The 26624-nt window shown below is 38.5% G+C and carries 21 protein-coding genes; 13 read left to right on the top strand and 8 right to left on the bottom strand.

Going from position 1 to position 26624, the window contains the following annotated elements; genetic code table 11:
* Positions 1-279 precede the first annotated feature (279 nt).
* Complete coding sequence (murQ, locus tag G6R09_RS01990) at positions 280-1185, bottom strand: N-acetylmuramic acid 6-phosphate etherase (RefSeq protein ID WP_205522969.1); 906 nt, start codon at positions 1183-1185, stop codon at positions 280-282.
* Between the two features lie 92 nt (positions 1186-1277).
* Here murQ and G6R09_RS01995 point away from each other — a divergent pair, with 92 nt between their 5' ends.
* The 5 genes from G6R09_RS01995 to putP all read left to right on the top strand — a co-directional run bounded on the left by G6R09_RS01995 (position 1278) and on the right by putP (position 12126).
* Positions 1278-2111, top strand: coding sequence for a MurR/RpiR family transcriptional regulator (locus G6R09_RS01995; protein WP_065168780.1), 834 nt, complete (start codon positions 1278-1280; stop codon positions 2109-2111).
* 273 nt (positions 2112-2384) lie between these two features.
* Positions 2385-6302, top strand: a complete 3918-nt coding sequence (locus tag G6R09_RS02000) for an AsmA family protein (RefSeq protein ID WP_163920255.1) — start codon at positions 2385-2387, stop codon at positions 6300-6302.
* A 163-nt stretch (positions 6303-6465) separates the two neighbouring features.
* On the top strand, positions 6466-7989 hold the full coding sequence (norR, locus tag G6R09_RS02005) for a nitric oxide reductase transcriptional regulator NorR (RefSeq protein ID WP_065168778.1): 1524 nt from the start codon (positions 6466-6468) through the stop codon (positions 7987-7989).
* Between the two features lie 173 nt (positions 7990-8162).
* The gene (hcp, locus tag G6R09_RS02010) at positions 8163-9824 is read left to right on the top strand and encodes a hydroxylamine reductase (RefSeq protein WP_163920257.1); all 1662 of its coding nucleotides are present in this window, start codon (positions 8163-8165) and stop codon (positions 9822-9824) included.
* An 814-nt stretch (positions 9825-10638) separates the two neighbouring features.
* The gene (gene putP, locus G6R09_RS02015; RefSeq protein WP_065168765.1) at positions 10639-12126 is read left to right on the top strand and encodes a sodium/proline symporter PutP; all 1488 of its coding nucleotides are present in this window, start codon (positions 10639-10641) and stop codon (positions 12124-12126) included.
* A gap of 87 nt (positions 12127-12213) precedes the next feature.
* Here putP and G6R09_RS02020 read toward each other — a convergent pair whose 3' ends face one another.
* The gene (locus tag G6R09_RS02020; RefSeq protein WP_060997282.1) at positions 12214-12585 is read right to left on the bottom strand and encodes a hypothetical protein; all 372 of its coding nucleotides are present in this window, start codon (positions 12583-12585) and stop codon (positions 12214-12216) included.
* A gap of 509 nt (positions 12586-13094) precedes the next feature.
* Between G6R09_RS02020 and G6R09_RS02025 the strand changes: the two genes are divergently transcribed.
* Complete coding sequence (locus G6R09_RS02025) at positions 13095-13307, top strand: cold-shock protein (RefSeq protein WP_005372751.1); 213 nt, start codon at positions 13095-13097, stop codon at positions 13305-13307.
* A 144-nt stretch (positions 13308-13451) separates the two neighbouring features.
* On the opposite strand, the gene G6R09_RS02030 is transcribed toward G6R09_RS02025, so the two are convergent.
* The 3 genes from G6R09_RS02030 to G6R09_RS02040 form a co-directional block, all read right to left on the bottom strand.
* On the bottom strand, positions 13452-15827 hold the full coding sequence (locus G6R09_RS02030; RefSeq protein WP_065168764.1) for a Lon protease family protein: 2376 nt from the start codon (positions 15825-15827) through the stop codon (positions 13452-13454).
* 220 nt (positions 15828-16047) lie between these two features.
* Positions 16048-16929: a 6-carboxytetrahydropterin synthase gene (locus G6R09_RS02035; protein ID WP_065168763.1), complete on the bottom strand. Its 882-nt coding sequence runs from the start codon at positions 16927-16929 to the stop codon at positions 16048-16050.
* 170 nt (positions 16930-17099) lie between these two features.
* A complete protein-coding gene (locus G6R09_RS02040) occupies positions 17100-17774 on the bottom strand; it encodes an outer membrane protein (RefSeq protein WP_163920259.1) in 675 nt (224 codons plus the stop codon).
* 294 nt (positions 17775-18068) lie between these two features.
* Here G6R09_RS02040 and G6R09_RS02045 point away from each other — a divergent pair, with 294 nt between their 5' ends.
* Positions 18069-19550: a C69 family dipeptidase gene (locus G6R09_RS02045; protein ID WP_163920261.1), complete on the top strand. Its 1482-nt coding sequence runs from the start codon at positions 18069-18071 to the stop codon at positions 19548-19550.
* 248 nt (positions 19551-19798) lie between these two features.
* Complete coding sequence (locus G6R09_RS02050) at positions 19799-19966, top strand: addiction module component (RefSeq protein ID WP_107204573.1); 168 nt, start codon at positions 19799-19801, stop codon at positions 19964-19966.
* A gap of 86 nt (positions 19967-20052) precedes the next feature.
* Here the strand turns inward: G6R09_RS02050 and G6R09_RS02055 are convergent, their stop codons facing one another.
* Positions 20053-20316 carry a hypothetical protein gene (locus tag G6R09_RS02055; protein WP_065168760.1) on the bottom strand — a complete coding sequence of 88 codons (264 nt, stop codon included), beginning with the start codon at positions 20314-20316 and terminating at the stop codon, positions 20053-20055.
* 276 nt (positions 20317-20592) lie between these two features.
* Between G6R09_RS02055 and G6R09_RS02060 the strand changes: the two genes are divergently transcribed.
* Positions 20593-20832 carry a hypothetical protein gene (locus tag G6R09_RS02060; protein ID WP_065168759.1) on the top strand — a complete coding sequence of 80 codons (240 nt, stop codon included), beginning with the start codon at positions 20593-20595 and terminating at the stop codon, positions 20830-20832.
* Positions 20833-20921: 89 nt separating this feature from the next.
* Here the strand turns inward: G6R09_RS02060 and G6R09_RS02065 are convergent, their stop codons facing one another.
* Positions 20922-21320 (bottom strand): zinc ribbon domain-containing protein, encoded by a 399-nt coding sequence (locus G6R09_RS02065; RefSeq protein ID WP_235004354.1) that lies wholly within the window; start codon positions 21318-21320, stop codon positions 20922-20924.
* A 251-nt stretch (positions 21321-21571) separates the two neighbouring features.
* On the opposite strand from G6R09_RS02065, the gene G6R09_RS02070 reads away from it, so the two are divergent.
* Positions 21572-22063 (top strand): copper chaperone PCu(A)C, encoded by a 492-nt coding sequence (locus G6R09_RS02070; RefSeq protein WP_065168758.1) that lies wholly within the window; start codon positions 21572-21574, stop codon positions 22061-22063.
* Positions 22064-22118: 55 nt separating this feature from the next.
* Here the strand turns inward: G6R09_RS02070 and G6R09_RS02075 are convergent, their stop codons facing one another.
* Positions 22119-22325, bottom strand: coding sequence for a DUF3283 family protein (locus G6R09_RS02075; protein ID WP_060997230.1), 207 nt, complete (start codon positions 22323-22325; stop codon positions 22119-22121).
* 449 nt (positions 22326-22774) lie between these two features.
* On the opposite strand from G6R09_RS02075, the gene deoD reads away from it, so the two are divergent.
* The 3 genes from deoD (at position 22775) to tal (ending at position 26591) form a co-directional block, all read left to right on the top strand.
* Entirely contained in the window at positions 22775-23485 is a 711-nt protein-coding gene (gene deoD / locus G6R09_RS02080; RefSeq protein ID WP_065168757.1) for a purine-nucleoside phosphorylase, read from the top strand.
* 209 nt (positions 23486-23694) lie between these two features.
* Positions 23695-25188, top strand: a complete 1494-nt coding sequence (locus tag G6R09_RS02085; RefSeq protein WP_065168756.1) for a lactate dehydrogenase — start codon at positions 23695-23697, stop codon at positions 25186-25188.
* Positions 25189-25640: 452 nt separating this feature from the next.
* The gene (gene tal, locus G6R09_RS02090) at positions 25641-26591 is read left to right on the top strand and encodes a transaldolase (RefSeq protein WP_065168755.1); all 951 of its coding nucleotides are present in this window, start codon (positions 25641-25643) and stop codon (positions 26589-26591) included.
* The last annotated feature ends 33 nt before the right edge of the window (positions 26592-26624 follow it).

The raw sequence follows: 26624 nt of genomic DNA on the forward strand, positions 1-26624 counted from the left end.
TGCTATAACAATAAACCTATTGTCTCTGTATACTGTATTGTACAACTCTTAGTGGACAACCTTTTGGATTATATATGCTTATCTTATTAGTATTATTTATTCTATCTGCGCTTGCATTGATTATTTCACTGCGTTTGTGTCGATTTAATGATAGTCCTAACCAATCATCACAAATATCCGCCCCCCCTAAAAAAACATATAACAATCATGTTATGTAACTCATAAAACACACACCATGCTTTTGGTGTGTGTTCTTAATAACATTAACAATAATATGCATTAGCCATTTTTTGTAATTGCCGAACGAATATAACCTTTATTTTGCTGCAAAAGTGCTGTAGCTGTCACGACATCAACTCCTGTCAATATCATTACAATCGCTGTTTTACAGTGGCCCTTTGAGGCTATTAATGCTATTTCTGCTTGTTCACGATCACACTCTGTTGCCTGCATCACAATCTGCTTTTGACGTTCAACCAATTTAGCGTTGGTTGCTTCAACATCCACCATCAAGTTACCATATACCTTACCGATGCGGATCATTGCACCTGTGGTTAGCATATTAAGTACTAACTTTTGCGCTGTACCTGCTTTCATTCGAGAAGAACCGGTGACAACTTCAGCCCCAACAACGGGTGTGATAGCAATATCAGCAACTGCAACCATCGGACTGTCTGGATTACAACTCACACAAGCAACAATAGCATTAACTGCACGCGCATAAGCCATCGCACCTAATACATAAGGTGTACGGCCACTGGCAGCAATACCAACCAAAACATCACGATCTGAAAAATGAATTTCTTTTAAATCTTCAGCGCCCATTTCAGTATTATCTTCCGCATTTTCAACTGCTTTCAAAATAGCTTGATGGCCACCAGCAATTAAACCAACGACTTGTTCTGGCGCACTACCATATGTCGGTGGACACTCACTCGCATCAAGAATACCTAACCGACCAGAAGTACCTGCGCCAATATAAATTAACCGACCACCATTTTGAAAAGCAGCTGCGATAGTATCAACAGCTTGCGCAATTGCTGGCAATGTTTGCTCTACAGCTAATGCGACTTTTTTATCTTCATCATTAATAACTTTCAGCATCTCTATCGTAGATAAAGTATCTATCGCTTCACTGGCACTATTACGACTTTCAGTAACTAATTGTGTTAAATCTATTTTCATGATGAGTCTCTAAAATAAAACCATGAGTGGTAACATGATGCTTGGTTATTTTTGTTATGATAGCAGCATCCCCCTCTTTCTAGATAAAGCCTATGACGATTATTGCTAAGATTGCTAATATAAAATCGCAACTATCACCCAGTGCGCAAAAAATTGCTGCCTTAATATTACAACAACCCGCAGTCGTTGTATCATTGTCGTCTCTTCAATTGGCACAACAAGCGAACGTTGGCCAATCAAGCATTGTTAAATTTACCCAAAAACTGGGATTTTCCGGCTTTCCCGCTTTTAAAAATGCCATAAAAGAAGAATTAGCTCGCCAACAAGCAATTGGTAATGATCCGCTACAATTACAAAACCAAATTAGCGAAAGTGATACATTAATAACTATTGCCCAAAAATTAGCCCATCAAAAAACAGATGCCATTATTGAAACCACCAATGCCATTGATGAGCAAAATCTTAAAAATATCGTTGCCTTATTTATTAATGCCCACCGTATCCAACTGGTCGGTTTTGGTCACTCAGCAGTAGTGGCGAAGGATTTCAGTACTAAGCTACTCACACTTGGCATGATGGCGATTGCAGAACAAGACAGCCAGAGCCAAATTGATATTGCCAATACACTGGGGCCAGCAGATATTCAATGCCATATTTGTTATGACGGCAATCATCAGTATGCATTACTCGCCGCAAATAATGCAAAAAATAAAGGGGCAGCGATAATTGCATTAACTTCAGTACATGAAAGTCCATTACGACAATTAGCACAGTTTACTCTTGATACACTTGCAATCGAAACATCCAGCCTGAGCCAATCTCAACCACACAATTATTCACTGGCTTCACATGCAGCACAACAAACGCTAACTGATCTGTTATTTATGGCATTAACGCAGCAACCTCACCATTCAGCGCAACAATGATACTGAAATTGCTTGTCTATCATTAGCAACATAAGCTGTTAATGGCTAAAGTATGACGGAATATTTCACTAAAAAAACGCTAATAATGCATTTTTAGCAATCAAAATACGAAAAATGAATGGAACCACAGACATTGCGGAATGTCACACTGTATAATAGCCTCCATAAAATACAGTTCCAGCGCTAACAATAAATCCAGTAAAACGTCATTGTTTTACTCATAATCACTGCTGGATTAATTTTTCATGACTACGGATAGAAACTGAATAAGTAATGACACAAGATACCCCCCAATCCACACCGACTGTCCACAAGAAAAAGACCATCAAAAAAGTGGTGCTATGGACACTTGTTGCACTATTAACGCCAATCGTCACTCTCTCTGGGGTACTTGCCTATGGGGTTAAACTTGATCTAAGTACTCATCGAAATGAAATTAACCAATGGCTAACCAAGGCCCTTGATCGTAAAACGAATATCAAAGGTAATATGGCATTAACGCTGTCTTTTAGCCCTGAAATTGAGCTCAGCGATGTCACGATCGCTAACCTTAAATCAATGCCGTGGCAACCAATGCTAACTTCAGGCGAGATTGCAGCAAAAATTTCAGTATTACCCTTATTACAAAATACTCTTAAAATTGATTATCTTAATCTTAAAGATATTTCTTTAAATCTACTTCGTGATCAACAAGGTCATGAAAACTGGATGTTTAATAAACAACCCACACCGGAAAAACCGACGTCATCAACGGCTTTTAAACTGGTATTGAGTAATAACATTAATGCTGACAAAGTTAGTGTTAACTATGAAGATCAAACCAAAAATACCTATTACAGCGGTTACCTTGATCATCTTGCACTGACGAAGCCTGATAAATGGTTATTAGTTGCTAAAGGTGATGCCATGGGAAGTGAATATAACCTTTCGCTAACAGGTGATCTGCAAAAATTAATTAACAATCAACACGGTCAATTATTTGCGAAAGGCAGTTTTGCTGGAGCACAATTAGATGTTGATGCTAACATTTCACCATTTAATAGCGGTGATGATTCAACTGCAAATATCAGTTTAAATTGGAAAGATACTAGCCAAATTGCCAGCTTGTTAGATCTTGATCTCCACCATGTTGCTCCCTTATCGGTCACAACAGCACTTAGCGCATCAAACACCGGTTTTGCCTTTAAAGATATTCAAGTTCGCAGCCCAATTACCTCTGCCAATGGCAATATCAATGTTAGTTTTGCGCAAAACGCGCAGCAACTAAATATCATTGATGGCAAGTTAGATATTCCCAAAATCGACCTTCGTCCATGGCTGCAGCCGCAACCACAAATGCTGCGTGGCACTATGTATGCCGCAGCACCACCACAATCTCCATTGCAAAAAGCATTAGATCAATGGTTAGTAAAAACGCGTACCCACTTTGGATTAACCATTGGTGAAATTAAAGGGCTCGGTACACCTGTTAACACTATCTCACTCAATATTGATGGTGAAAAAGGTAAATTATCGGCTCCAATGGCAGCAAATATAGCCAATGTTGCCTTTAAAGGTAACGCTAGTATTGATGCAACGGAATGGACATCTAAAGTTGACGTCACATTAGGCGCTAAAGACTCACAATTAGGTGAGATGGCTGGTTGGATTTCAGGCTTACCTAACGCGACCGGGCACCTTAAAAATGCTCAACTGCAATTGACAACCGAAGGCACAAAATTACAACAATGGTTAGATAACAGCCAACTTGGGCTTACCATTGATGATGCAAATGTCGACTGGGGTGCTAAAGCCTCATTTGCAATTGATAAAGCCAAATTACACGCTGGCATGGAGCAACCTTTCAGCTCTCGAGTTAATGGCAAGATCATGAATATCCCCGTTACAGTCACAGCTCAAGCGGGTACATTATCAGACATTATTAATCATCGAGATTGGACGCCATCACTGCACTTCTCAAGTCCGGTGATTGATATTAAAGCTCAAGGTAAGTTAGTGCATACCGACTGGCAACAAGGGAGCTGGTTTGATCTTAATGTCCATAGTAATGACGCTGGCAAACTGAGTCCATGGCTAGGCACTCGTGCTTCTATGCACGGAAAAATCAACTTTAAAGGTAAGCTAACCAATACTGGCGAGTGGCTTGATCTTGATATTCCCAATGTGACCTTACTTAATAGTCAGGGAAAACTAGATTTACAATGGCGACCACAGCAAGGCCATCAGTTTTTAAAACTTAACAGCCAATTTAACACTCTGGATTTTACTCAATTAAGTCAGTTTGTTGATAAAGCCGCTTTGCCTAAAGTAGAGCAAACCGTTCCTACCCAAGGTGTTAACCTCGATGTACCAATTTTAAGCAATAAAGTCGTTATTGCCGATGCGGATGTTAATTTACACGTCAATAAAATGCTGTGGGCACAACAGCAAATTGATGATATGGCATTTAAAGGCAAAGTGCGTAACGGCAAACTCAGCACATCACCGTTTAGAGCTAGCTATGCGGGAAGTGTTTATCATGGTGATATTGCATTTAACATTAATAATCAGCTGATTAATTCACAATTACAGTTAGCAGTTGATAAGCCTAATATTGGCCGTATTTTGCAGCAATTTGATATTGTTAATAATCTCGGCATGAGTTTAGATAGCGCTAAGCTTGCAGTATCATTATCAGGTCGCACCCTATTAGAGTTAATGGAACAGGCAAAAATTGATGCTCAGCTTAATGGCGGTAAATTAAAACTTGCTGATAGCTACACCGGCAAAGCCTTTAATATTACCCTTAACCAAGGTCATTTCGTTACAGGGCCAAATACAGCCACTCACCTCACCCTTGAAGGACAAGCAGCCAATAAACCGGTAGCGATTAACCTTGATTCAGTTTCATTAAAACAAGCCAATGATGGTCGTAAGTCAATTCCCATCAAGCTTCAAGCAACTGTCGGTGAGATTGCCGTTAATGCTCAATCACAAGTTGTATTACCGCTTGATCCCAAAAGACTTAACCTTACCTTTGAAGCGACGACACCAAATTTAAATCGCTTTGATGACTTTACTGGTATCAAGTTACCGCCTTATGGACCTGTTAAGGTTGCAGCATCATTATCAATGGATCGCATCGGTTACCATCTGCGTAACATGATCATCAATGTCGGTAGCAGTACCCTTAAAGGCCATGGTGATTTTTTACCACCATTAAAAGGTGATGGTCGCAATCGTCCTGATGTAAAACTGGTATTAAATGCACCGTTTATTCAGATCAATGATTTCAAACTTAAAAACTGGCAAGCATGGCTACCAGCAGACAAAAAATCACAGTCCGTTACTGTCTCTAAACAGCAACCTGTCGATGTCATTAGCCCACAAGGGTTAAATTTACTCAATGCTGACTTTAAACTTAATGTCGATAATGTCCGTTCAGGTAAAGATTGGTTAGGAGCGGGTAAATTAGATTGGACCTTGCATAATGGCCTGCTAACACTGAAACCATTACATATTCAGTTACCGGGTGGGGATATCAATATTGATGGTTCAGTTGCCGCTAAAGGGAATAAGTTTGCGATTAAACTTAATGGCTTAGTTAAAAACTTTGACTATGGCATTATTGCGCGTCGTATCGATCCAACAACTGATATGCACGGTAAGATCAGCGCTAAATTTGATCTAAACAGTGTTGCTAATACACCAGAAAGCCTGATGAATAACGCCAATGGTTTTATTGGCTTTGCCGCATGGCCAAAAGCTTATCAAGCAAATCTTATTGATCTGTGGGCGGTCAGTTTAGCTGATGCGGTATTACCCACATTTACCACCAAAGATCACTCCGTGCTCAATTGTGTTGCTGGCGGTTTTAATATTCATAATGGCAACATGAAACAACGTGATTTATTACTTGATACCTCACGAATTCAAGTTCATGGCGCATTTGATGCCAGCTATAAAAAACGTGATTTCAATTTATATTTATCACCGCAATCTAAAAAAGCACAAATTTTTAGCTTGCAAACTCCGGTTGAAGTTCACGGTACATTTGAAAAGTTTAATCTTGAAATACCGCTATCAGCCATTTTGAAAACTTCGGTTCGATTTACCACCAGCCCAGTTGTCGCACCGCTGCAATGGCTATTTGAGAAACCGATCGCTGCCAATGGCAGTGCTGAGTGTCAACGCATCTGGCAAGCACAATAACTGCTTAATTGATTAGGCTGTTACTCTTCTAATGAAAAGATGGATCTCAGATCCATCTTTTTTATCATTTATTGTTTTTAAATAAAGAATCACCTTTAAAGCTGTGATGTTATAAAGACATCAATATTGCTGCCATAGAATAACTCACACTCGTTAGGTTGTTATGAATTCAAAACTCAATAATGTATTACTGAATATCGCCCTTAATCTTAGTGCCAACCTCGCCAGTGATCAGCACTATCAACACCTAATTGATGGTATCGACCAAGTCTTTCCCTGCGATGCCAGTGCGTTATTTGTATTGGATAAGCAAGGACTATTAATTCCTGTCGCGGTTAAAGGCTTATCAACTGCGGTTCTCGGACGTCGTTTTTTCCCTCAAGCTCACCCTCGCTTAGAAGCGATTATGGCAACCAAAGAGCCGTTACGATTTGATGCTGATTGTCCATTACCCGATCCTTTTGACGGTATGTTATTAAATGAAGCTCAAACCATTGATATTCATGATTGCCTAGGTTGTAGCCTATACGTCGAAGGTCAACTTGTTGGCGTCCTGACACTTGACTCACTCACCGTCGGCGCATTTGATAATATAGAAACTGTGGCCATTGAAACTTTTGCAGCTCTTGCCGCAGCAACATTACGCAATATCGCTCAATTTAATGCCCTTAAAGATCAACATAAAAAACAAAAGTCACTGACGGATACCCTGATCCAGCAAGCACGCTCACAGCAAGGTGAAATGGTCGGTATCAGCCAAGCAATGCAACGATTACGCACTAATATCGCCACAGTTGCGACATCTGACTATGCGGTATTAATCAGCGGTGAAACCGGAACTGGTAAAGAATTAGTTGCCCATGCGCTTCATGCTCAATCTTCACGGGCTGACACACCAATGATTTATGTTAATTGCGCAGCATTACCTGAAGGATTAGCTGAAAGCGAATTATTTGGTCATGTAAAAGGGGCATTTACCGGTGCCAATAATCATCGAGCAGGTAAATTTGAACTTGCAGATGGCGGAACGTTATTTTTAGATGAAATAGGCGAACTGCCACTGCTACTGCAAGCAAAATTACTGCGTGTTCTGCAACAAGGTGAGCTCCAACGCGTTGGCAGTGATCAACATTTACATGTCAATGTACGTATTATTGCCGCGACTAACCGTCAATTAGATACCGAAGTCGAACTTGGTCACTTTCGAGCTGATTTGTACCATCGACTGAATGTTTTTCCTATCTTTGTACCCTCTTTACGTGAGCGCCATGACGATATTCCAGTTTTGGCAGGCTACTTATTAGAAAAAGTGCGTCATCAATTTAAGCTGCCCAATCTTCATATTCAGCCTAATGTTTTGCAAATGTTGGCTTCCAAATTATGGCCGGGAAATATTCGAGAATTAGAACACACGTTAACCCGTGCAGCATTACGCGCTATTCAAGACAATCAGCATACAATCACTCGTCATTATTTCGATATTCCCCTGACCGATGATGTCAAAAATACATCGCCTTTTTTTCCAACGACCTCTCAACCGATGCGTCAACTGGTTGAGCAATACCAGAAACAACTTATTGAACACGCACTTGAAAAAACACATACCAATTGGTCTAAGGCAGCAACGTTTTTACAGATGGATCGTGGCAACCTCTATCGAATGGGGAAAAAATTAGGCATAAAATAATAAACCACCCAATCGTGATGTGAAAAACACAACAATCATGATGTATTTTTTACATCACCACAACCACTAAAATTCAAATAAAACATTAACTTACAACAACTTAAAAAATGGCACAGTTAATGCTTTGCACTCACAATTAATGATAAAAATAATCAAAGCTGTGGAGATTTTTAATGTTTTGTATTCAATGTGAGCAAACTCTTGAAGCACCCAAAAAGAAAGGCTGCGCTTATGCCGCAGGTATGTGTGGTAAAACGGCTGAAATTTCAGATCTACAAGATGTCCTTGTTTACACGCTACAAGGGGTTTCTTTTTGGGCTGATTTAGCCCAACAGTATAATATTATTGATGATGAAATTAACCATTGGGCTCCACGAGCTTTCTTTTCAACATTGACCAACGTTAACTTTGATCGTGAACGTATTCTTGAGTTAACCAACCTTGCTGCTGATTATAAAATGCGTTTGAAAACAATCGTCATTGCCGCAGCAAAACAAGCCAAACAACTGCTACCGAATCTTCCCGTTGTGGCTGAATTTGAACTACCAAGCAACGCTGATGACATTTTAGCTTGTGCGCCGCAAATGGCTGTTAACCGCGGCTATGAAACCACAAATGAAGATGTCATTGGCTTACGTCTATTATGCCTTTACGGTTTAAAAGGCGCGGCAGCTTATATGGAACATGCGCGCGTATTAGGTCAAACAGACAACGCGATTTATGCTCAATACCATCACATCATGGGTTGGTTAGGCACAGATCCTAGCGATCTTAATGCACTACTTGAATGTTCAATGGAAATTGGACTAATGAACTACAAAGTCATGGAAATGCTTGATTTAGGTGAAACCAATACCTTTGGTCATCCAGAGCCAACCCAAGTCAATGTAAAACCCGTGCAAGGTAAATGTATTTTAGTCTCTGGTCATGATCTGCATGATCTTGAAAAAATCCTGCAACAGACTGAAGGCAAAGGTATTAATGTTTACACTAACGGTGAAATGTTACCTGCCCACAGTTATCCAGAACTTAAAAAATATCCGCATCTAGTCGGTAACTATGGTGGAGCATGGCAAAACCAACAACTAGAATTTGCTTATTTTCCAGGTGCGATTGTGATGACATCAAACTGTCTGATCAACCCCTATGCTGGTGAATATGCTGATCGTATCTTTACTCGCAGCATTGTAGCTTGGCCTGGGGTTACACATATTGATGATGATGATTTTAGTCAAGTCATAGACTGTGCCTTAGCGTTAAACGGTTTTCAGCACACTGAAATCGAACACCTGATCACCATTGGTTTTGGCCGAAATGCACTCATGAATGCTGCACCTGCAGTTATCGATCAAGTGAAACAAGGTAATATTAATCACTTCTTCCTTGTTGGCGGCTGTGATGGTGATAAAGCAGAACGTAGTTACTATACCGATTTTGCAGCACAAGTCCCTCAAGACTCACTGATCTTAACTTTAGCCTGTGGTAAATATCGTTTTAATAAAAATAACTTTGGTGACATTAATGGCATTCCACGCCTGCTTGATGTAGGCCAATGTAATGATGCTTATTCCGCGATTCAACTTGCGCTAGCATTAGCAAAAGAATTTGATTGTGATATTAACGAATTACCACTGACCTTAGTACTGTCTTGGTTTGAACAAAAAGCGATTGTAATTCTACTAACCTTATTTGCACTTGGGGTTAAAGGTATTTATACCGGCCCTACAGCACCGGCATTTTTAACCGATAACTTACTCGCTATCATTGCTGAAAAGTTTGATATGCGTTCAATATCAACTCCAGAAGCAGATCTTAAAACAATACTCAGTGCATAATAAGTTTGATTAGTGGTGATGATCTAATTGGTGATCACCACCAACAACACCAAATTGAATAATTATGCTATTTTACCTATTACACCAATAGCAAAGTATTCACTACTAAATCTTAATATTTAGAACATAAAACTATTTAATCATCTCATTTAAACTCACATCAACAATTACCTCGGTTATTTTGATCTTTCTACATCTCAGCTTTACCTTTATACAGAATAATGTACCATATAATAAAAAAGTAATAAGGTAGCTATAATGATTCAATGTAAACACTGCGGCAGTTTTGATATAAACCGTATTCGTAGAAATATCTTTAAACGCTTATTTATAAGAAGGATTCATTGCTGCAATAATTGTAAAAACCACACTTATGAGAGCAAGTATAATATCTAACACTTAATGTAAATTATTATATATATCAATTTACACCTATAAATAATCAATAACTAATTTTAAAAAATATATTGAATTTCATCATAAAAGTAATAATTAACATCAATAGTTATTTTGAATTAATTTGTTAGTGAATTTAAAAAGTTCGTCATTAAATTGTCAATTAGCACTCATTTGTTAACATTTTATTTGCTTATTGTATCTGTTTTGGGTATTTTTATTAGGATTTAAATGTTTTATTTGGAATAAAGTGTTGCGTTTTAATGCTTTCAACGGGTTAGTCAGGTATCAAAAATATTTAATAATAACTGATTCTGAGCTATCTAAGTGAAACAGTAAATAACAGTATCAGGTGTTCTAATTACCCAAACCAATTATTTTGGTTAGAATTTACTGATCAGGCAATATAGGAGATCCAATGTCTACTTACTATATCGTGTTAGCGATTTATTTTTGTATAATTTTCGCTATCGGAATAGTCGCGGCACGAAAAACAGAAGGAAATTCCGATTATGTTCTTGGCGGTCGAAGTTTAAGTCCAGGTGTTACCGCCCTTGGTGCTGGCGCTTCAGATATGAGTGGTTGGTTATTATTAGGCTTACCTGGCGCGGTATTTGTGTCAGGTTTAGATCAAATTTGGTTACCGATTGGTTTAACCATTGGCGCTTATTTAAACTGGCATTTTGTTGCACGAAAACTGCGTATTTATACAGAAAACGTTGGTGATGCATTAACAATCCCTTCTTACTTTTATGCTCGATTTGGCAGTGATAATCGTACTCTTAGGTTAATGACTGCATTAGTTATTCTTATCTTTTTTACACTTTATGCAGCTGCAGGTTTTGTAAGTGGTGCGTTCTTAATTCAAACCTTATTCCACATTCCTTATACACAAGCAGTCTGGATCGGTGCAATCTTCTTAATGGGTTATACTGCCATTGGCGGATTCTTAGCAGTTAACTGGGTCGACTTCTTTCAAGGGTCATTAATGTTCTTTGCGCTATTAATTACACCAATAGTGACATGGTACAACCTAGATCCAGCCATTAATCAAAGTGTATTACCCACTCACTACTTCTCAGTTATTAGTGATAACACCAGTACAATTGGCGTATTGTCATTACTTGCTTGGGGTCTAGGTTACTTTGGTCAGCCACACATTTTAGTCCGCTTTATGGCTATTGGTGATGTAAAAGGCATGAGTGTTGCTAGAAAAATTTGTATGAGTTGGATGGTGGTTTCTTTAGTCGGTGCATTTGCCGTCGGTATTACTGGCGCGATGTATTATTCAGGTGCGCATCATAACTTCGATAACGAAATGATCTTTTTAGAACTTGCCAAAGGCTTATTCCCAAGCTGGATTGCAGCGGTTCTTATTGCCGCGGTACTTTCAGCTGTCATGAGTTCTGTGGCGGCACAATTATTAGCATCATCAAGTGCGTTAACAGAAGATATTGCTCATTTCTTTGATATTAAATTTACTGGAAAGTCTCAAGTTCTTCTTGGCCGTTTAGCCGTTGTTGCAGTGTCATTAGTAGCGATGATTTTTGCAAGTAATCCACAAAGTACGATTTTATCTATTGTTGGACACGCTTGGGCTGGTATGGGTGCAGCATTTGGACCTGTGGTGTTGTTCTCATTATTTTGGCGTCGTTGTAGTGCACATGGTGCTATCGCCTGCATGGTTGTAGGTGCAGCAGTTGTACTTGGTTGGATTGCAGCTCATTCAGCATGGCCAAATTCAACTTTCTTTAGCTTATACGAAATTATTCCAGCTTTCTTATTAGCATCTATTGCGCTAGTTGTGGTGAGTTTAAAAGGTGAAAAACCCAATGAAAAGACTTTACGTCATTTTGATGAGGTCAATGAGCACTGCCAAAAGCTGCGTCTACAACAGCAGCGATAACCGTTAACGATAAACAAAACCCGCATGCTACTCTTATCATAAGAGAATCAATGCGGGTTTTTTATCATCAGTCATCATTTATAACGATTAAATTTCTTTCATCGCAGACACTACAGATGGGTCATTAATCAAGTTAAATAATAAACTCTTAGCTGCCGTTCTCTGCGCATCAGATAAGACTTTCTTAGGATTTTCTCTTGATTGAATTAGGATATTTGTGATGAATTTACTGTTTGTACCCGATAATTCATATACAAATCGAAGCGTATCAAGCAACTCATTTTGCGGCAAACTGTAAACAGCCATCTCGCAACTAAGACCATCCATCGCTAAAAAATTATTTACGACAGCTTTACGCTCAGCCTTAAATATTTCTTTCGCTTTAAACCCGTCAATAAGAGCCTGTACTCTATCAGCGATAGCAACAGGTACTTCCATTGTTTTAGTTTCATGAGTCATTATTGCTTCCCCTGTTTTCGTTTCATATCTGATATTAATGTTTATTTATGTAATTCATAAGCATGAACGATAATTTTATCACCAATTTAGCTTAACGCTCTAGCCACAAAAGCTAAACTACTTTACTACTCTAGCATATTAATGCCGTTGAATGTGCAAGATAATGCCAACAATAGCGGCATAAGAATATTTATTAAAAACCAAACTTAATCATTAAAAATCAACAATATAACAATATATAAATCACAAAACATTGCCTTAAAATTACTATTTTTCAAAAAACCTACAAAAATAGGTGTACATCAGCATCACAGCTGCTATTATCCGTCTCGCTCTGTTGTTTAAGAGTTATTAAATGCAACACCAAGTAACAGTTAAACTAAAGCTACATTGACGTTTTCGTTTTGTATCTCTGTGTTTCCCTTGTATTGGCAGTAACATTAATAATTTAACCACGTAGCACATCGCATTTTAGCGGTTAATTAATCTCAACTTATAAGGGACATCTCATGTCTAACAAAACAACTGGTCTAGTAAAATGGTTTAACGAAGAGAAAGGTTTTGGTTTCATTACTCAAGACAACGGCGGTGCTGACGTATTCGTTCACTTCCGTGCTATCGCTTCTGAAGGTTTCAAAACTCTTGCTGAAGGCCAAAAAGTGTCTTTTGAAGTAGAGCAAGGCCAAAAAGGTCTTCAAGCTGCAAACGTTGTAGCTCTATAATTTATCTTTATTGATAAATGAAAAAATGCTGGCTAAGGCCGGCATTTTTTATATCTGTTATTTGGGGATATGAAGCAAAAAGCCAACCATTTTTACATAGTCGGCTTTAGTATTCAGCATGCAAATAGCATTATTGGTACATGGTTATCGACGCAAAGCATTGAGCTTACTTTGCACTAAACCAAACACCGTATTCGATGGATAGAAACCCTGCTCAGCCTCCACACCTACTGCATTACCAGTAAATATTTCAATTGCTTGTGAAACATGGCTTATCGCCCAAATAGTAAATTCGCCCTTTTCAACAGCTTCAACAATGTCTTTACGTAACATTAAATTATGCACATTAGATTCAGGAATAATAACCCCTTGTCCTGACGTGCGTCCTTTAATACCACAAACATCAAAAAAACCTTCTATTTTCTGATTTACACCACCAATTGGCTGCGCTTCACCAAACTGATTCATTGAGCCTGTGATCGCAATATCTTGCCGTAATGGTAAACCAGAAAATGCGGAAATAATCGCACACACTTCCGCCATTGACGCACTATCACCATCAACTCCACCGTATGATTGCTCAAAAGTAAGATGGGTTGTTAACGGTATTTTGGCTGTTTTGCCAAACACAGAAGCCAGATATGCAGAGAGGATCATTACCCCTTTTGAGTGAATATTACCACCCAACTCAGCACTGCGCTCAATATCAAATACTTCACCATCACCATAAGCGGTTGTAGCAGTGATTCTACTTGGCGCACCGAACTGATAATCAGAGGTTGCGATCACTGACAGCGCATTCACTTGCCCAACAGCTTGTGAATCAACGTCAAGCAGTGTGGTGCCTGTGACGAAACTTTGCATGACATGATCTTTTAAACGGCTCACTCGCAGTTCTTGATTTAACATTGCTTGTTCAACATGACTACTGCGGATCATGGTTGCATTAGAAGCACGAGCAACATAGTTAGTTTCACGCAATAAATTAGCAATATCTGCCGAATGTAGCGATAACTTGTTTTGATCATCGGCTTGGCGAGAGCTGTATTCAATAATACGAGCAATGGCTTTACGATCACAATGCAGCATATCGTTATCATGCACAATACTGGCAATGAAACGTGCATAATGCTCTTCTGAAGTATCATTACGCGGCATATCATCTTCAAAATCAGCCGTTACACGAAACAGTTCTTTAAACTCTGGATCGTAGTGTTGTAATAACTGATAGGTTTGATAATCACCAAACAAAATAATTTTTACATTTAATGGAATCGCTTCTGGCTCTAATGAAATCGTACCTGATAGCGTAACCTCTCGCTCAAGAGAGCTTAGATTTAGTTTTTGTGCTCGCAATGCACGTTTAAGACCATCCCAAACATACGGTCGCTCAAGCACTTTTACTGCGTCCATCATCAACACACCACCATTAGCACGATGGAGGCTACCTGCGCGAATTAAAGAAAAGTCAGTAAACACGGTACCTTTATAGGTCGCGTTTTCTATATAACCAAAAATCGAATGGTAACTGGGACTTTCTTCAACTTCGATAGGAAATTTACATTGATCACTTTGATGAACTAACACATTAACTTGATAACGACGCGGCATTTTTTTATCTAATGATGCATATGCGAGTGCCACTTGCTCTTCATTTTCCTCAAGAAAAATATCAATATGCTCTAAAATATCGGCATACATATCAGCTAAATATGCTTTTACATCCGCTACTTTTTTATATTTTGCTTGCAGATCTTTAATACAATGGCCAACAACTTCTTGAGCTATATTTTCATCGAGTTTTTGTTGCTTCTCTGAATATTGTTCTTCCCATTCTGTAAGCTTACGTACAATACCACGCAACTCAGCTTCCAATGCATTAATGGTATTTTCAAAAGCGAGCTGATCATCTGCTGATAAGGCTGCGAAACTGGCTTCAGTGTGCGGCTCTTTTCCATTCATTGCCACTAACTGATAATCACCTTGATTGGTGATTGATACGCTAATACCCCGTTCTTCGGCACTTTGTGTGAGAGATTTTAATGTTGCTTCTTGCTTTGACGCTAATTCAGCTTTTAATTTTTCAGCACGCGAATAATAAAGCTCATTATCAAACGCTAATGGAAACGCTTTTACTAATCGCTTCATGAGGTTTTCAATGTCTTTTTTAAAGCTACAGCCTTCCCCTGCAGGTAGTTTTAATACTTTCGGGCAACGTGTGTCACCAAAGTTAGACACATAGCACCAATCATACAAGGTATGACTATTACCATTGGGCTCATGTCGATTTAAATAACGCATTACCATGGTGCGTTTACCTAAGCCATTACGGCCAATGGCATAAATATTATAGCCTTTTTCTTTTATCGACATCGCAAACTCAACTGCATGTTGAGCCCGTTCTTGTCCTACTATTTCATCTAATGGTGTAAGGTGCTTAGTTGACTTACACGCATCACTCAATCCATTTAGGGCTGCAATACGATACAGCTTGTCACTGGTTAGAGGCGCTAAAGGCATAATCGATCCCTCTTGTTTATGACACTTATTCTAAGTTTACGCACAAATAACTGACTATTAGGTGATAGAAACTATATTTAGTGCGAAAGATCTCACTATTACACTGATTTTGCTTTAATTTTAACCAAAAAAAAGCCCGATCCAATATTTGTATTACTACAAATACCACATTGAGCTTATTTTTTATGCTGTATATCAACTACATGGTCAAAATAGACATTTAGCCTATGCTTGCCATCGCACCTTTACCGACACCTTCGTAAGCAAAAACATCAAGTCGATCTGTGGCTACTAATTGCGGTTTCAGCTGTTCTGCAATATAGCAAGCCAACAACTCAACCGTGGTATCAGTGGCTAATATTTCAGTCACTGACTTTGTGATCGCTAATTCAAATTCACCTTGTGGCGCGGTATAACGAAAACCATAGTGTGTTTCATCATTAATATTTGCCGCGGCGGCACTTAAATTTAACTCACTGACACTAATAACATCTTCTTGTGAGCCTAAGTAAATATCTTGCCAACGTTGTGCCCATTGTTGCTCCAAATCAGCATTACGTTGACCATTAACTACTAACTCAACCGGAGAACGATGTCCATGAGCAATGCGTTGACAATTACCATCATGTTTTTTCAAACCGTGGCTATAATGATAAAATGCACCGTCAATATTTTCGTGACGTAAGGTTATTTCTAGTCCTTGTACATTACTTGGTAAATTGCCAAGCAACACTTGCTGTACATGCTCAGTTACGGTCTCAATAGTGATAGCTTCAGCATCAACAAAACAAAATGCCTGTTCTGGGCTATGTAAGTGAATCGCATGCTGTTCGCTGACTAAATCAACCGTCATGTAATCCGCTTTAGTAGCTGCGGTTTGAATGGCAGTTGATGCAGTAGGAATCAATAAGCGGTGATCAACATATTGATCAACGAGTTGTTTAATTTGCTTTTTTACGCGACTGAAATCAAGCACCATGCTCATTTCATTCAACTCACCCGACATCACCACATCAAGAATCCAACTCTCACCCACCATTCCCCGTTGTGGGCACAAGTAAGATGCGTCAATTACAGTGAGATCTCTAACGAATAGCTTCAAGGTGAAGTCCTTTATTGATAATGGTTGTCGTTTACTAGGGGGATGCATTATACGCGGCTAAACGGGTGAGTAAACCTTCTGTTTATCCACCCTTCAATAAAATGGCCTCAATCATTATTAAATCAAATTTAATATTCATCGAAACCACACCAACAAATAAAAAAAGCATATTAAAAACGGTAATTTAATGATGCATACCCGGTTGAAACACTTTTCATTTGCGAGATGATTTTATTTGATGACCAGGGTTTAGTATCTTCACCTTGTGTTGCAGTATGACGCACACCAATTTCAGCAGATATGTTATTTGAGATCCGCCATGCAACACCAGCCTGAATACCAAGCACTTCTCCTGACTGGCTATGTGAGCCATACTGGTGGCCTTTACTGTCAGCGATCATATAACCTAAATGGGCACCAATGAATGGATTAATACTTTTATCAGCGCGGAAAATATAATCAGCATTTAATAAGTGCAGTGTCACATCTGTTTCAATGGCTTTAATGCCATTTAAATTAGAATCAGCTGTCATTTTTTGCCAGCTGTAATAAAGTCGTCCTGCGCCACCAGCCGTATAATAACCAATATTTGCACCAACAAAACCTGCTGCATCAGGCGAAGAGAAGCGATCATTACTGCTAGTAGTGGTAATTGCAATCATACTAATATCACTTGTCCCCCCCGTAACACCGATAAAATAATGACCACTATCATCAAATTTAACTGATGGTGCTACCGTGTTCGCATCACTAACTGGCTGTAAAACAAAGGATTCAGATGCTTGTACTGAGGCAGATAACAATAGCGCAGTTATTGCACTCATAATGATGGTTTTATTGCTCATAGGTGACTTTGATCCTCATTGGCCCTATAAAATGATATTACATCACTGATATTTATAATAAATTCATATATTTCATCATACATCAATAATTCATCAAGCCCGAGTAATAACCGTTATCATCTCACGTATGAGGTTAAACTATTTACGAGCATTTTAATGGCCCACAATAAAATCGAATATAAAACTGCAAAATTATTATACTCACAGGGAATACGCAAAGGTGATACTGCTCACAAAAACAGCTTAACTTTCCCCGTATAACTATCATATTATTCACCCGATATTATGAAGAACATGAAAAAAATCACCTTTTTAGCCTCTGCTATCACAGCGGCATTTACTGCAGTAGTAGCATTGCCTGCCAGTGCTTGTACTACTATCTTAGTTGGTAATCAGGCAACAACAGATGGTTCTTACATTATTGCTCGTAATGAAGATTACCAAGCAACCAACGCTAAACATTTTGTATTTCACCCCGCTGAAAAAATTCAAAAAAGTGATTTCCACGGTAATGCAAATAATTTCACCTACCCTGCAGCTAAAGATGCATTGCAATATACGTCAATGTCAGATTTTGATACCAATAATAAGAGTATGGGCGAAGTCGGCTTTAACTCTGCTGGCGTCGGTATGTCTGCTACAGAAACTATCTATAATGGCGCCAAAGCTCTTAAAGCCGATCCTTATGTCACCAAAACGGGTATTGGTGAAGATGCAATTGAAAACGTGATTTTACCGCGTATCCACTCTGCAAAAGAAGGCGTAGAGTTACTTGGTAAGATCATTGAAACGCAAGGTGCAGCGGAAGGGTTTGGGGTCGCATTTGTTGATAATACCGGTATTTGGTATTTAGAAAGTGGCAGCGGTCACCAATGGATGGCAGAGAAAATTCCTGCGAATAAATACTTCGTTTCAGCAAACCAAGGACGTTTAACGACTTACTTACCTAATAACCCTAATTACATGGCATCACCAACATTAGTCAGTTTTGCTAAGCAACATGGTTTATATAAAGCAGAAGTAGGCAAGCCATTTAACTTCCACGCTGCTTACTCACAAGATACACCTAACGATGTGACGTATAACTATCCACGCGTGTGGACGTTACAGCATATGTATACCCAAGGCTTAACCACTAAAATCGATCAAGGCACAACGTTCCCTGTTTTTCTAAAACCGACTAGAAAACTCAGTGTTGCTGATGTTGAACAGGGTCTACGTAATCATTACCAAGGCACATCACACGACCCTTATGCAACCCAAAACCCGAAAGAAGCTTACCGCCCTATTTCGGTATTCCGCACCCAAGAATCACACGTATTGCAAGTGCGTCCTAATTTACCTACCGCCATTGGTGATGTCGCTTACATTTCATACGGTATGAGTGCGCTTGGGGTTTACATTCCTTATTACCAAGGTATGACAGAAGTTCCACATGCATTAACTATTGGTACTGATAAAGCTGATAGCGCATCTGCTAATTGGGCATTCCGTAAGCTGCAAACGTTAGCAATGACCAACTGGAAAGTATTCTCTCCTATCGTACAAACGGCTTATCATAAGTTTGAAGTACAAACAGCTACTAAGCAACGTGAACTTGAAAAACATTACCTTAAAATTTACAAGCGTCAGCCTAAACAAGCACAAGCCTTGATCAATGAATTTGAGAAGACAACTGTTGCAGATGCATTGGCATTGACCGATCAATTAACCAATACTTTATTTACTAAAATGACATACACCACAGATATGACTTATCATTTTGAAGGTGCATAAGTTTTTATTAGATTGAGCATATAATGTAAAACAAGGAGATCAATTATGGTCTTCTTGTTTTATCGATACAAACTATTCATCGTAAAAATACCCACCACATTGGCGATAAAAATGACATGTAAGTTTGCTGTATTATTCGCTTAAAAGCATTTTTTTCCGTTGCCAGATCAATTTAAAAACCCAACATTCTTTGTAGAATTACAGCCAATTCGTTTAGTTATTAAACTTAATTATGAAGGCTACTGACAATGAAAAATTTTAAAGTCACTTATGTTGTATCACCATATTTTGATATTCCTTGCCAATGTAATATCAATGCGATAAGCGAATCAGAATCACAAAAAAACGCACAGCAAGAACTTGATCGTCGTTATCCTGAACAAAAATTCAGTATTATTACTATCAGCGAAAACTAAATTATTTATTTCCAACTAGAAAGAGCTATGATTCTAATTAAATATTCTGTAGTAGTGGCTATTTCATCGTACTATTACAGAATAAATTAAGCTTTGGTTATCATTCGTAAAGTATGTTTTACCCAATAAAATGCTAACGCAGCAGGAGCCAATAAAATAATTATTGCAGCAACATAACTAATAACCGTAGGTAAACCCATCCCCCATGCGAATGCAAACGCAATTCCACTAATTGCGTCGGTTATCATTTTAAGCAATGAATACTGGCTAATAAGTAATGGTAACCACGGTAAAATTAATATCCCAATACTAACACTGACAATATTTATTTTAGTACTTTGCTTAAACATTTATAGAACTCCTCATTGATACATCATTATTGTTAATGTGATAGGGCTATTAAGCAAACAAAATTATAAACAACATCTAAATACGTAAAAACTTGTCGTAATTAACAATACATTATTACTCGCAAGTAAAACTAATTTAACGTTTGCAGTCATTATCATTTACTTAAAATTAAATATAATAAGTCACACAACATCAACTTCTTTGATGTTATTTAACTGTCTTTACTGTGTATTCCTGATTGCTGAAATAGCAACCTTTCCTATTTGGAGGACACAATGGATCAACAACGCGCAGAAAACCTTTATTACTATTTACGATCCCAAAACACACCACAAAAAGAAATGAATGTGGTGATTAAACAACTTATTGATAATTACAATATTAATTTATATCCACTCGATCGTCGTTACCGTTCTCGTATCGGTTATTCTCCTAATCGCTACGATATTAACAGTTATGGTACTGTCGGTTCACGCACAATGAATCAAACCCGTGGTATGCAGAAAACACATTAACAAAAACCCCAATAATCATAAACCGACTATTGGGGTAAATATTTTGGTGCTTATATTAACATTACGGCTTAATACCGATGTTAATTAAGTTAACCTTTAAGACGATCAACGATTAATGGCACTAAAGAAGTATAAGCATACCATCCTGCCGCAACAATTATAATCGTCCACACTATACGAGATAACCATTGTGTCCGCTGCATGTGACGCGAAGGATCAGGCTCTCCGCAATGAGGGCAAAAGTGGGCACGGCGAGAAACACTACCATCACAAGCGGGACAATCAGTTAAACGCTTAGAGCGTGGCTTTGTCATAGTTTCAGTCACTATCTTATCATTAACGGCATCAGAGCGAGATGCTGGTTGACTAAAATCAGGGGTATTCGCCGGTGGCGCTTTATGCCCTGAACGTTTTTCTGCGTGTAATGAAAACGATACTTCATGTTGAGCATTATCGTCATCAAGTGCAGAAAATTCAGTTGTTTTCACTGTAATTCACCCTTTGATTAATTTCTGTACACAGAATACGCAATATTAAAATAATAGTCTCAATTAATCTTGTTACGAGCACAATTTTAACACTAACATTTCTGAGTTCATATCAACGAAAATTATTGTGGCGGCTTTATCAAGCATACTTATTACTGCTCATTCAGCAATAAGTATGCTTAGCTGTTTTTCTAATGCTACACTCTTAATAAGCGCTTAAATTCATATAATTGGAAAAGGAGAACCATTGTATGTCTAAAGTAATTATTGCTCTATTAACCACTGCAATACTTTCAATTTCAACCGCAGTCACAGCGAAAACAATCGAAATAGCGCATCCTTGGTCAAAAGCGGTTCCACCTACATCCAATGTTGCAGCGGCTTTTTTATCCATTATTAATCATAGCGATGTTGACGATACGCTTATTGCAGCACATTCACCTATTGCCGAAATAGTCGAGTTACATACCCACAATAATGACAATGGATTGATGCAAATGCGTCAAGTTAAGGCAATTGATGTTGCAGCTGAACAACAGCAGCAATTAGTCCCTGGTGGTCTACATGTAATGTTATTTAATCTTACACAAGTGCCATCGATTGATTCGCAGTTTCCACTCACCCTCACCTTTAAGCATGCCGGAGAAATAACGGTCAATGTTACTGTTAAAGCGGCAACATACAGCGGTGATGATAATCATATACCACATGATGTGAGCCATAATACGCAACACCATCATTGATGATTTCAGCGTACATGGTTTATGTACGCTGGAATAGATCGCCATACACTAGCTATCAATTAACGCCCATTAAGGTTTTATATTTCATGATGGCTTGTTGGCAAAAATCACGCTCATCATCATCGTCAATATTATTGGTTAATTCAGCAAACGCCTCATAACCGACTTTACCGTTTTTCACTTTCCAGACAGTATAAGAAGCTTGCTTATCTAACTCGATACGCATTCTTTCGCTGTCTGATAATTGGGTTAAATTATACATTGTCTTCTCAAGCAATCTTTTTGTTAATTCTACCCAAGATTATGCTCAAGAAGAACCTCTTTCACACCCATTACTGTAAGCACTCTTTCATTATTAAAAATAACGATATAACGATCACTACCAATGTAATGGATTACATTTTTTATGTTGTTAATTTTTTTGTAATCCATACATAAACAGCAATAAAAAACAAAAAAATATAAAATATCAATAAGTTAATAATTTAAAACATGACCAATGACTTAATTATGCATTTAATTAACCCTAAAAAAGAAAACGCTACCCTTCACGGTTTCAACAGATTTAGTTATCTATGTCATTCATTAACTAAAACAGCCCAGTTTTTGTGATCTAGATCTCAAGGCTTGAATATTTTATTCAATAAACTAGGTTCATAAATTGAAGCATAATCTTTGCTTCTGAATAACTCATAACTCTAGGAGCACTTCATGGCTACTCCACATATCAATGCTGAAGTTGGCGATTTTGCAGAAACAATTTTAATGCCGGGTGATCCACTACGCGCACAGTTTATTGCAGAAACTTACCTAGAAAACGTAAAACGTGTTTGTGATGTTCGCAGCATGTACGGTTTCACTGGTACTTATAAAGGCAAACCAGTATCAGTAATGGGCCATGGTATGGGTATTCCATCTTGTTCTATCTATGTCCATGAACTAATTAGAGATTTTGGTGTTAAAAACATCATTCGCATTGGTAGCTGTGGTGCTGTTCATGATGACGTTAAATTAATGGACGTCATCATTGCAATGGGCGCTTCAACTGACTCAAAAGTTAACCGCATCCGTTTTGCTGATCACGATTTCGCGGCGATTGCTGACTACCATTTACTTGAAACAGCGGTCAATCAAGCACGCGCACAAAATGTTGCAGTTCGTGTCGGTAACGTATTTTCAGCTGATCTATTCTACAGCCCAGAAGTTGGCCTGTTTGATAAGATGGAAAAATTAGGCATTCTAGGTGTGGACATGGAAGCGGCTGGTATCTACGGCGTTGCTGCAGAACTTGGCGCTAAAGCACTAACGATTCTAACGGTATCTGATCACATTAAACGTGGCGAAAAGTTATCTGCAGAAGCACGTCAGCATTCATTCAATGAAATGATGAACGTAGCATTAGAAACTGCCATTAATCTATAACATCTTATCGTGGTACTACTGGCTGTAACGATAAGTCTGTTATAAAGATTATTAGAGTGAAAAATATATCTGTTGTGATGTATTTTTCACTTTTTTATACCTATTAATAGCAATATTATTCAACAGTTAAATAATTTCAATAATAGTAAAGCAACATCATTACGCTTAGGTATAATCATAGCCACCTCAACGCAATTCGGTGACGATCGATGACTTTATCTTCTCTACAAACGACATTGGATCAACTGCCGCCAGCTTGTGATGATTTTCAATTTAATTACTGTAAAACCGTTGCCTGTGTCAATTTTAGTCGCACAGATCCTCAGCTCTACGTATTACAAAAAAACAATTTACAGCGACCGATACTGATTTGTCGTGAGTGTGGCGCATTTCCGCCAGTACTCAGTAACTATGATGTTATTGCAGAAAAACAGCGTTTAACACAGCAACAAAATAGTGGTTTAGCCGCATGTTCAAATCCTGATTGCTCACATTATGGCTTACCTGTTCTTACCTATCGCCAGCTTTATCATGCGTTTGGTTTTAGTGGTGAACGTCAACGTTATCGGTGTAAGTCTTGCCATCATACCTTTGTCGATCCGTGGTCTAACGGTAATAATAAGCACCAACTACAACAAAAATTATTAGCCTATTTATTTACCGGCTATACCGTACGAGAGATTTGCCGTCGGTTGGTTATCAACCCGAAAACTTTTTATGATCAACTTAATCATATTGCTGCTCGTTGCCGTCACCAATTGACGATTTTTGATGCGCGGTTGGGCAAACACGCTCAAGCACGTCACCTTGCAACAGATCTAACCCCGTTACAGCCTCACAGTGATAATGGGGTATTATGGATCGCAACTGCTGAAGCAGATTCTGGTTATGTGGTTAGCCAACATGTTAATTATCAAACGCAGCAACCAGTAACAACTTACGTTAACCAGCACGATGCATACCATATTGGTACCCGCTTTATCGCTCCGCATAGCTATTATCATTCGACTAATACCGTTGTTACTTCACAAGGTCTACTCGCACATATCGATGCAACTTATCGCCAAATCTTAGCCCGTAAAAATATGGAAAACCCGCTTAGTGGCGAGGTTACGATTAACTACCCAACCAAAGGTTGCCTTATTCGTCCTCAATATACGGTCTATAGCCATTTTTTATATTTACGCGAGCTGCTTAATTCCAATATTCCTAGCCTCGCGGTATTTATGCCTCAAGAAACCTTATTACGTTCAGCCTGTTTGTCAGTGTTTATTGATCGGGTCAATAACCATACTCTCCATCCACTGTATGTTGTTGAAGACGCGCAATGGCAACATGGACAACACGCCGAAAAAATTGATATCGTATTAATGGGATGGTGGCGAGACCGCTGGGCATTTAGCCGTAATAAAAACGGTAATAAAGGTATCTGCCATCTTGGTGGCAATAAAAAACAGCAACAACATTGGCTAACTGTTGCTACTCATCAAGCAGCGACAGTCTATCAACAACGTTTTTATGACCAATTTAGTCATATGGTTAATGAACCACGACGTAAACTTCGTCCTGCCAGTTTATTACCGTTGTTAGATATCTATCGTGCTTGGCATAACCTTTGCCATCAGAATAAAGCTGGCATAACACCTGCGCAATCACTAGGGTTAATGTCATCACCAATGACCCTTGAACAATTATTGCAATAAGCAAGACTGTGTTATTTATAAGCACTCACTATAGATGCCATTAGATCACTATCTAATGTTTTTTTTGCACTTATTTTAGCGTCCAATATCATTTAAACATGCTTCTCTTTAGCCCTTCCCTGGCTAAGCAAATGATCAATAGCCAGATCAAATGCTCACTCAATAATAAGTAAAAAAACACCTCACATTTACTCAACAAAGATAATTTAAATTTTATCTGGCTTTTATTGCGATCAAAACAGGATTTATTCCCATTTTGAATTGACAAAAAAGCCAAAAAAGTCAATTATCAATCTATCAAATGCTCTTACACATTCCATCCGCTCACACAATGAGTTAATGGTTATAATCAATGTGGTTAAGAGTCAGTATGAATTCTTTTGAACATAGTGGCATTTCAAGCTATAACTGATGCCATCATGACATAAGCCATATACATAAGGTCGATAGATATGAGCACAAAACTAGAACAACTACGCGCACTAACTACTGTTGTTGCTGACACTGGTGACATCAAAGATATCAGCAAGTACCAACCAGAAGATGCGACAACAAATCCATCATTGATCTTAAAAGCAGCACAAATTGCTGAGTACGCACCTCTCATTGACCAATCTATTGCTTACGCAAAAGCACAAAGCGATGATAAAGCACAACAAATCCAAGATACTTGCGACATGCTTGCAGTAAACATTGGTAAAGAAATCCTAAATGTTGTTCCTGGTCGTATCTCAACAGAAGTTGATGCTCGTCTTTCTTACGACACAGAAGCAAGTGTTATTAAAGCACGCCACCTAATCAAACTTTACAACGATGCGGGTATCACAAATGATCGTATCCTTATCAAGTTAGCTTCTACTTGGGAAGGCATCCGTGCAGCTGAAATTCTTGAAAAAGAAGGCATCAACTGTAACCTAACGCTTCTATTCTCTTTTGCTCAAGCGCGTGCATGTGCTGAAGCTGGTGTATTCCTAATTTCACCATTCGTTGGTCGTATTATGGATTGGTACAAAGCAAAAGAAGGCCGTGATTTTGAAGCACAAGAAGATCCAGGCGTTATCTCTGTAACTAGCATCTATAACTACTACAAAGAACACGGCTATAATACTGTTGTTATGGGCGCAAGCTTCCGTAACATCGGTGAAATTCTTGAACTAGCAGGTTGTGACCGTCTGACTATCAGCCCACAACTTCTTCAAGAACTTGAAGATGCTACAGGTGTTGTAGAACCTAAGCTTGTTGCAGCGACAGAACTTAAAGATCGCCCAGCAGCAATGACTCACGCTGAATTCCTATGGGATCACAACCAAGAAGCAATGGCTGTTGAAAAACTAGCTGAAGGTATTCGTAACTTCGCAGTTGACCAAGGCAAATTAGAGACAATGATCGCTGATCGTCTTTAATTACTAAGCTCTATTTCAGAAAGCGGCTCATCG

Source organism: Photobacterium sp. Alg240-V54 (genome assembly GCF_900537155.1).
Classification (GTDB): Bacteria; Pseudomonadota; Gammaproteobacteria; order Enterobacterales; family Vibrionaceae; genus Photobacterium.

Coding starts and splice junctions, on each gene's coding strand:
- murQ (WP_205522969.1), bottom strand. CDS start 1,185: ATGAAAATAGATTTAACACAATTAGTTACTGAAAGTCGTAATAGTGCC.
- G6R09_RS01995 (WP_065168780.1), top strand. CDS start 1,278: ATGACGATTATTGCTAAGATTGCTAATATAAAATCGCAACTATCACCC.
- G6R09_RS02000 (WP_163920255.1), top strand. CDS start 2,385: ATGACACAAGATACCCCCCAATCCACACCGACTGTCCACAAGAAAAAG.
- norR (WP_065168778.1), top strand. CDS start 6,466: ATGAATTCAAAACTCAATAATGTATTACTGAATATCGCCCTTAATCTT.
- hcp (WP_163920257.1), top strand. CDS start 8,163: ATGTTTTGTATTCAATGTGAGCAAACTCTTGAAGCACCCAAAAAGAAA.
- putP (WP_065168765.1), top strand. CDS start 10,639: ATGTCTACTTACTATATCGTGTTAGCGATTTATTTTTGTATAATTTTC.
- G6R09_RS02020 (WP_060997282.1), bottom strand. CDS start 12,585: ATGACTCATGAAACTAAAACAATGGAAGTACCTGTTGCTATCGCTGAT.
- G6R09_RS02025 (WP_005372751.1), top strand. CDS start 13,095: ATGTCTAACAAAACAACTGGTCTAGTAAAATGGTTTAACGAAGAGAAA.
- G6R09_RS02030 (WP_065168764.1), bottom strand. CDS start 15,827: ATGCCTTTAGCGCCTCTAACCAGTGACAAGCTGTATCGTATTGCAGCC.
- G6R09_RS02040 (WP_163920259.1), bottom strand. CDS start 17,774: ATGAGCAATAAAACCATCATTATGAGTGCAATAACTGCGCTATTGTTA.
- G6R09_RS02045 (WP_163920261.1), top strand. CDS start 18,069: ATGAAAAAAATCACCTTTTTAGCCTCTGCTATCACAGCGGCATTTACT.
- G6R09_RS02050 (WP_107204573.1), top strand. CDS start 19,799: ATGAAAAATTTTAAAGTCACTTATGTTGTATCACCATATTTTGATATT.
- G6R09_RS02055 (WP_065168760.1), bottom strand. CDS start 20,316: ATGTTTAAGCAAAGTACTAAAATAAATATTGTCAGTGTTAGTATTGGG.
- G6R09_RS02060 (WP_065168759.1), top strand. CDS start 20,593: ATGGATCAACAACGCGCAGAAAACCTTTATTACTATTTACGATCCCAA.
- G6R09_RS02070 (WP_065168758.1), top strand. CDS start 21,572: ATGTCTAAAGTAATTATTGCTCTATTAACCACTGCAATACTTTCAATT.
- G6R09_RS02075 (WP_060997230.1), bottom strand. CDS start 22,325: ATGTATAATTTAACCCAATTATCAGACAGCGAAAGAATGCGTATCGAG.
- deoD (WP_065168757.1), top strand. CDS start 22,775: ATGGCTACTCCACATATCAATGCTGAAGTTGGCGATTTTGCAGAAACA.
- G6R09_RS02085 (WP_065168756.1), top strand. CDS start 23,695: ATGACTTTATCTTCTCTACAAACGACATTGGATCAACTGCCGCCAGCT.
- tal (WP_065168755.1), top strand. CDS start 25,641: ATGAGCACAAAACTAGAACAACTACGCGCACTAACTACTGTTGTTGCT.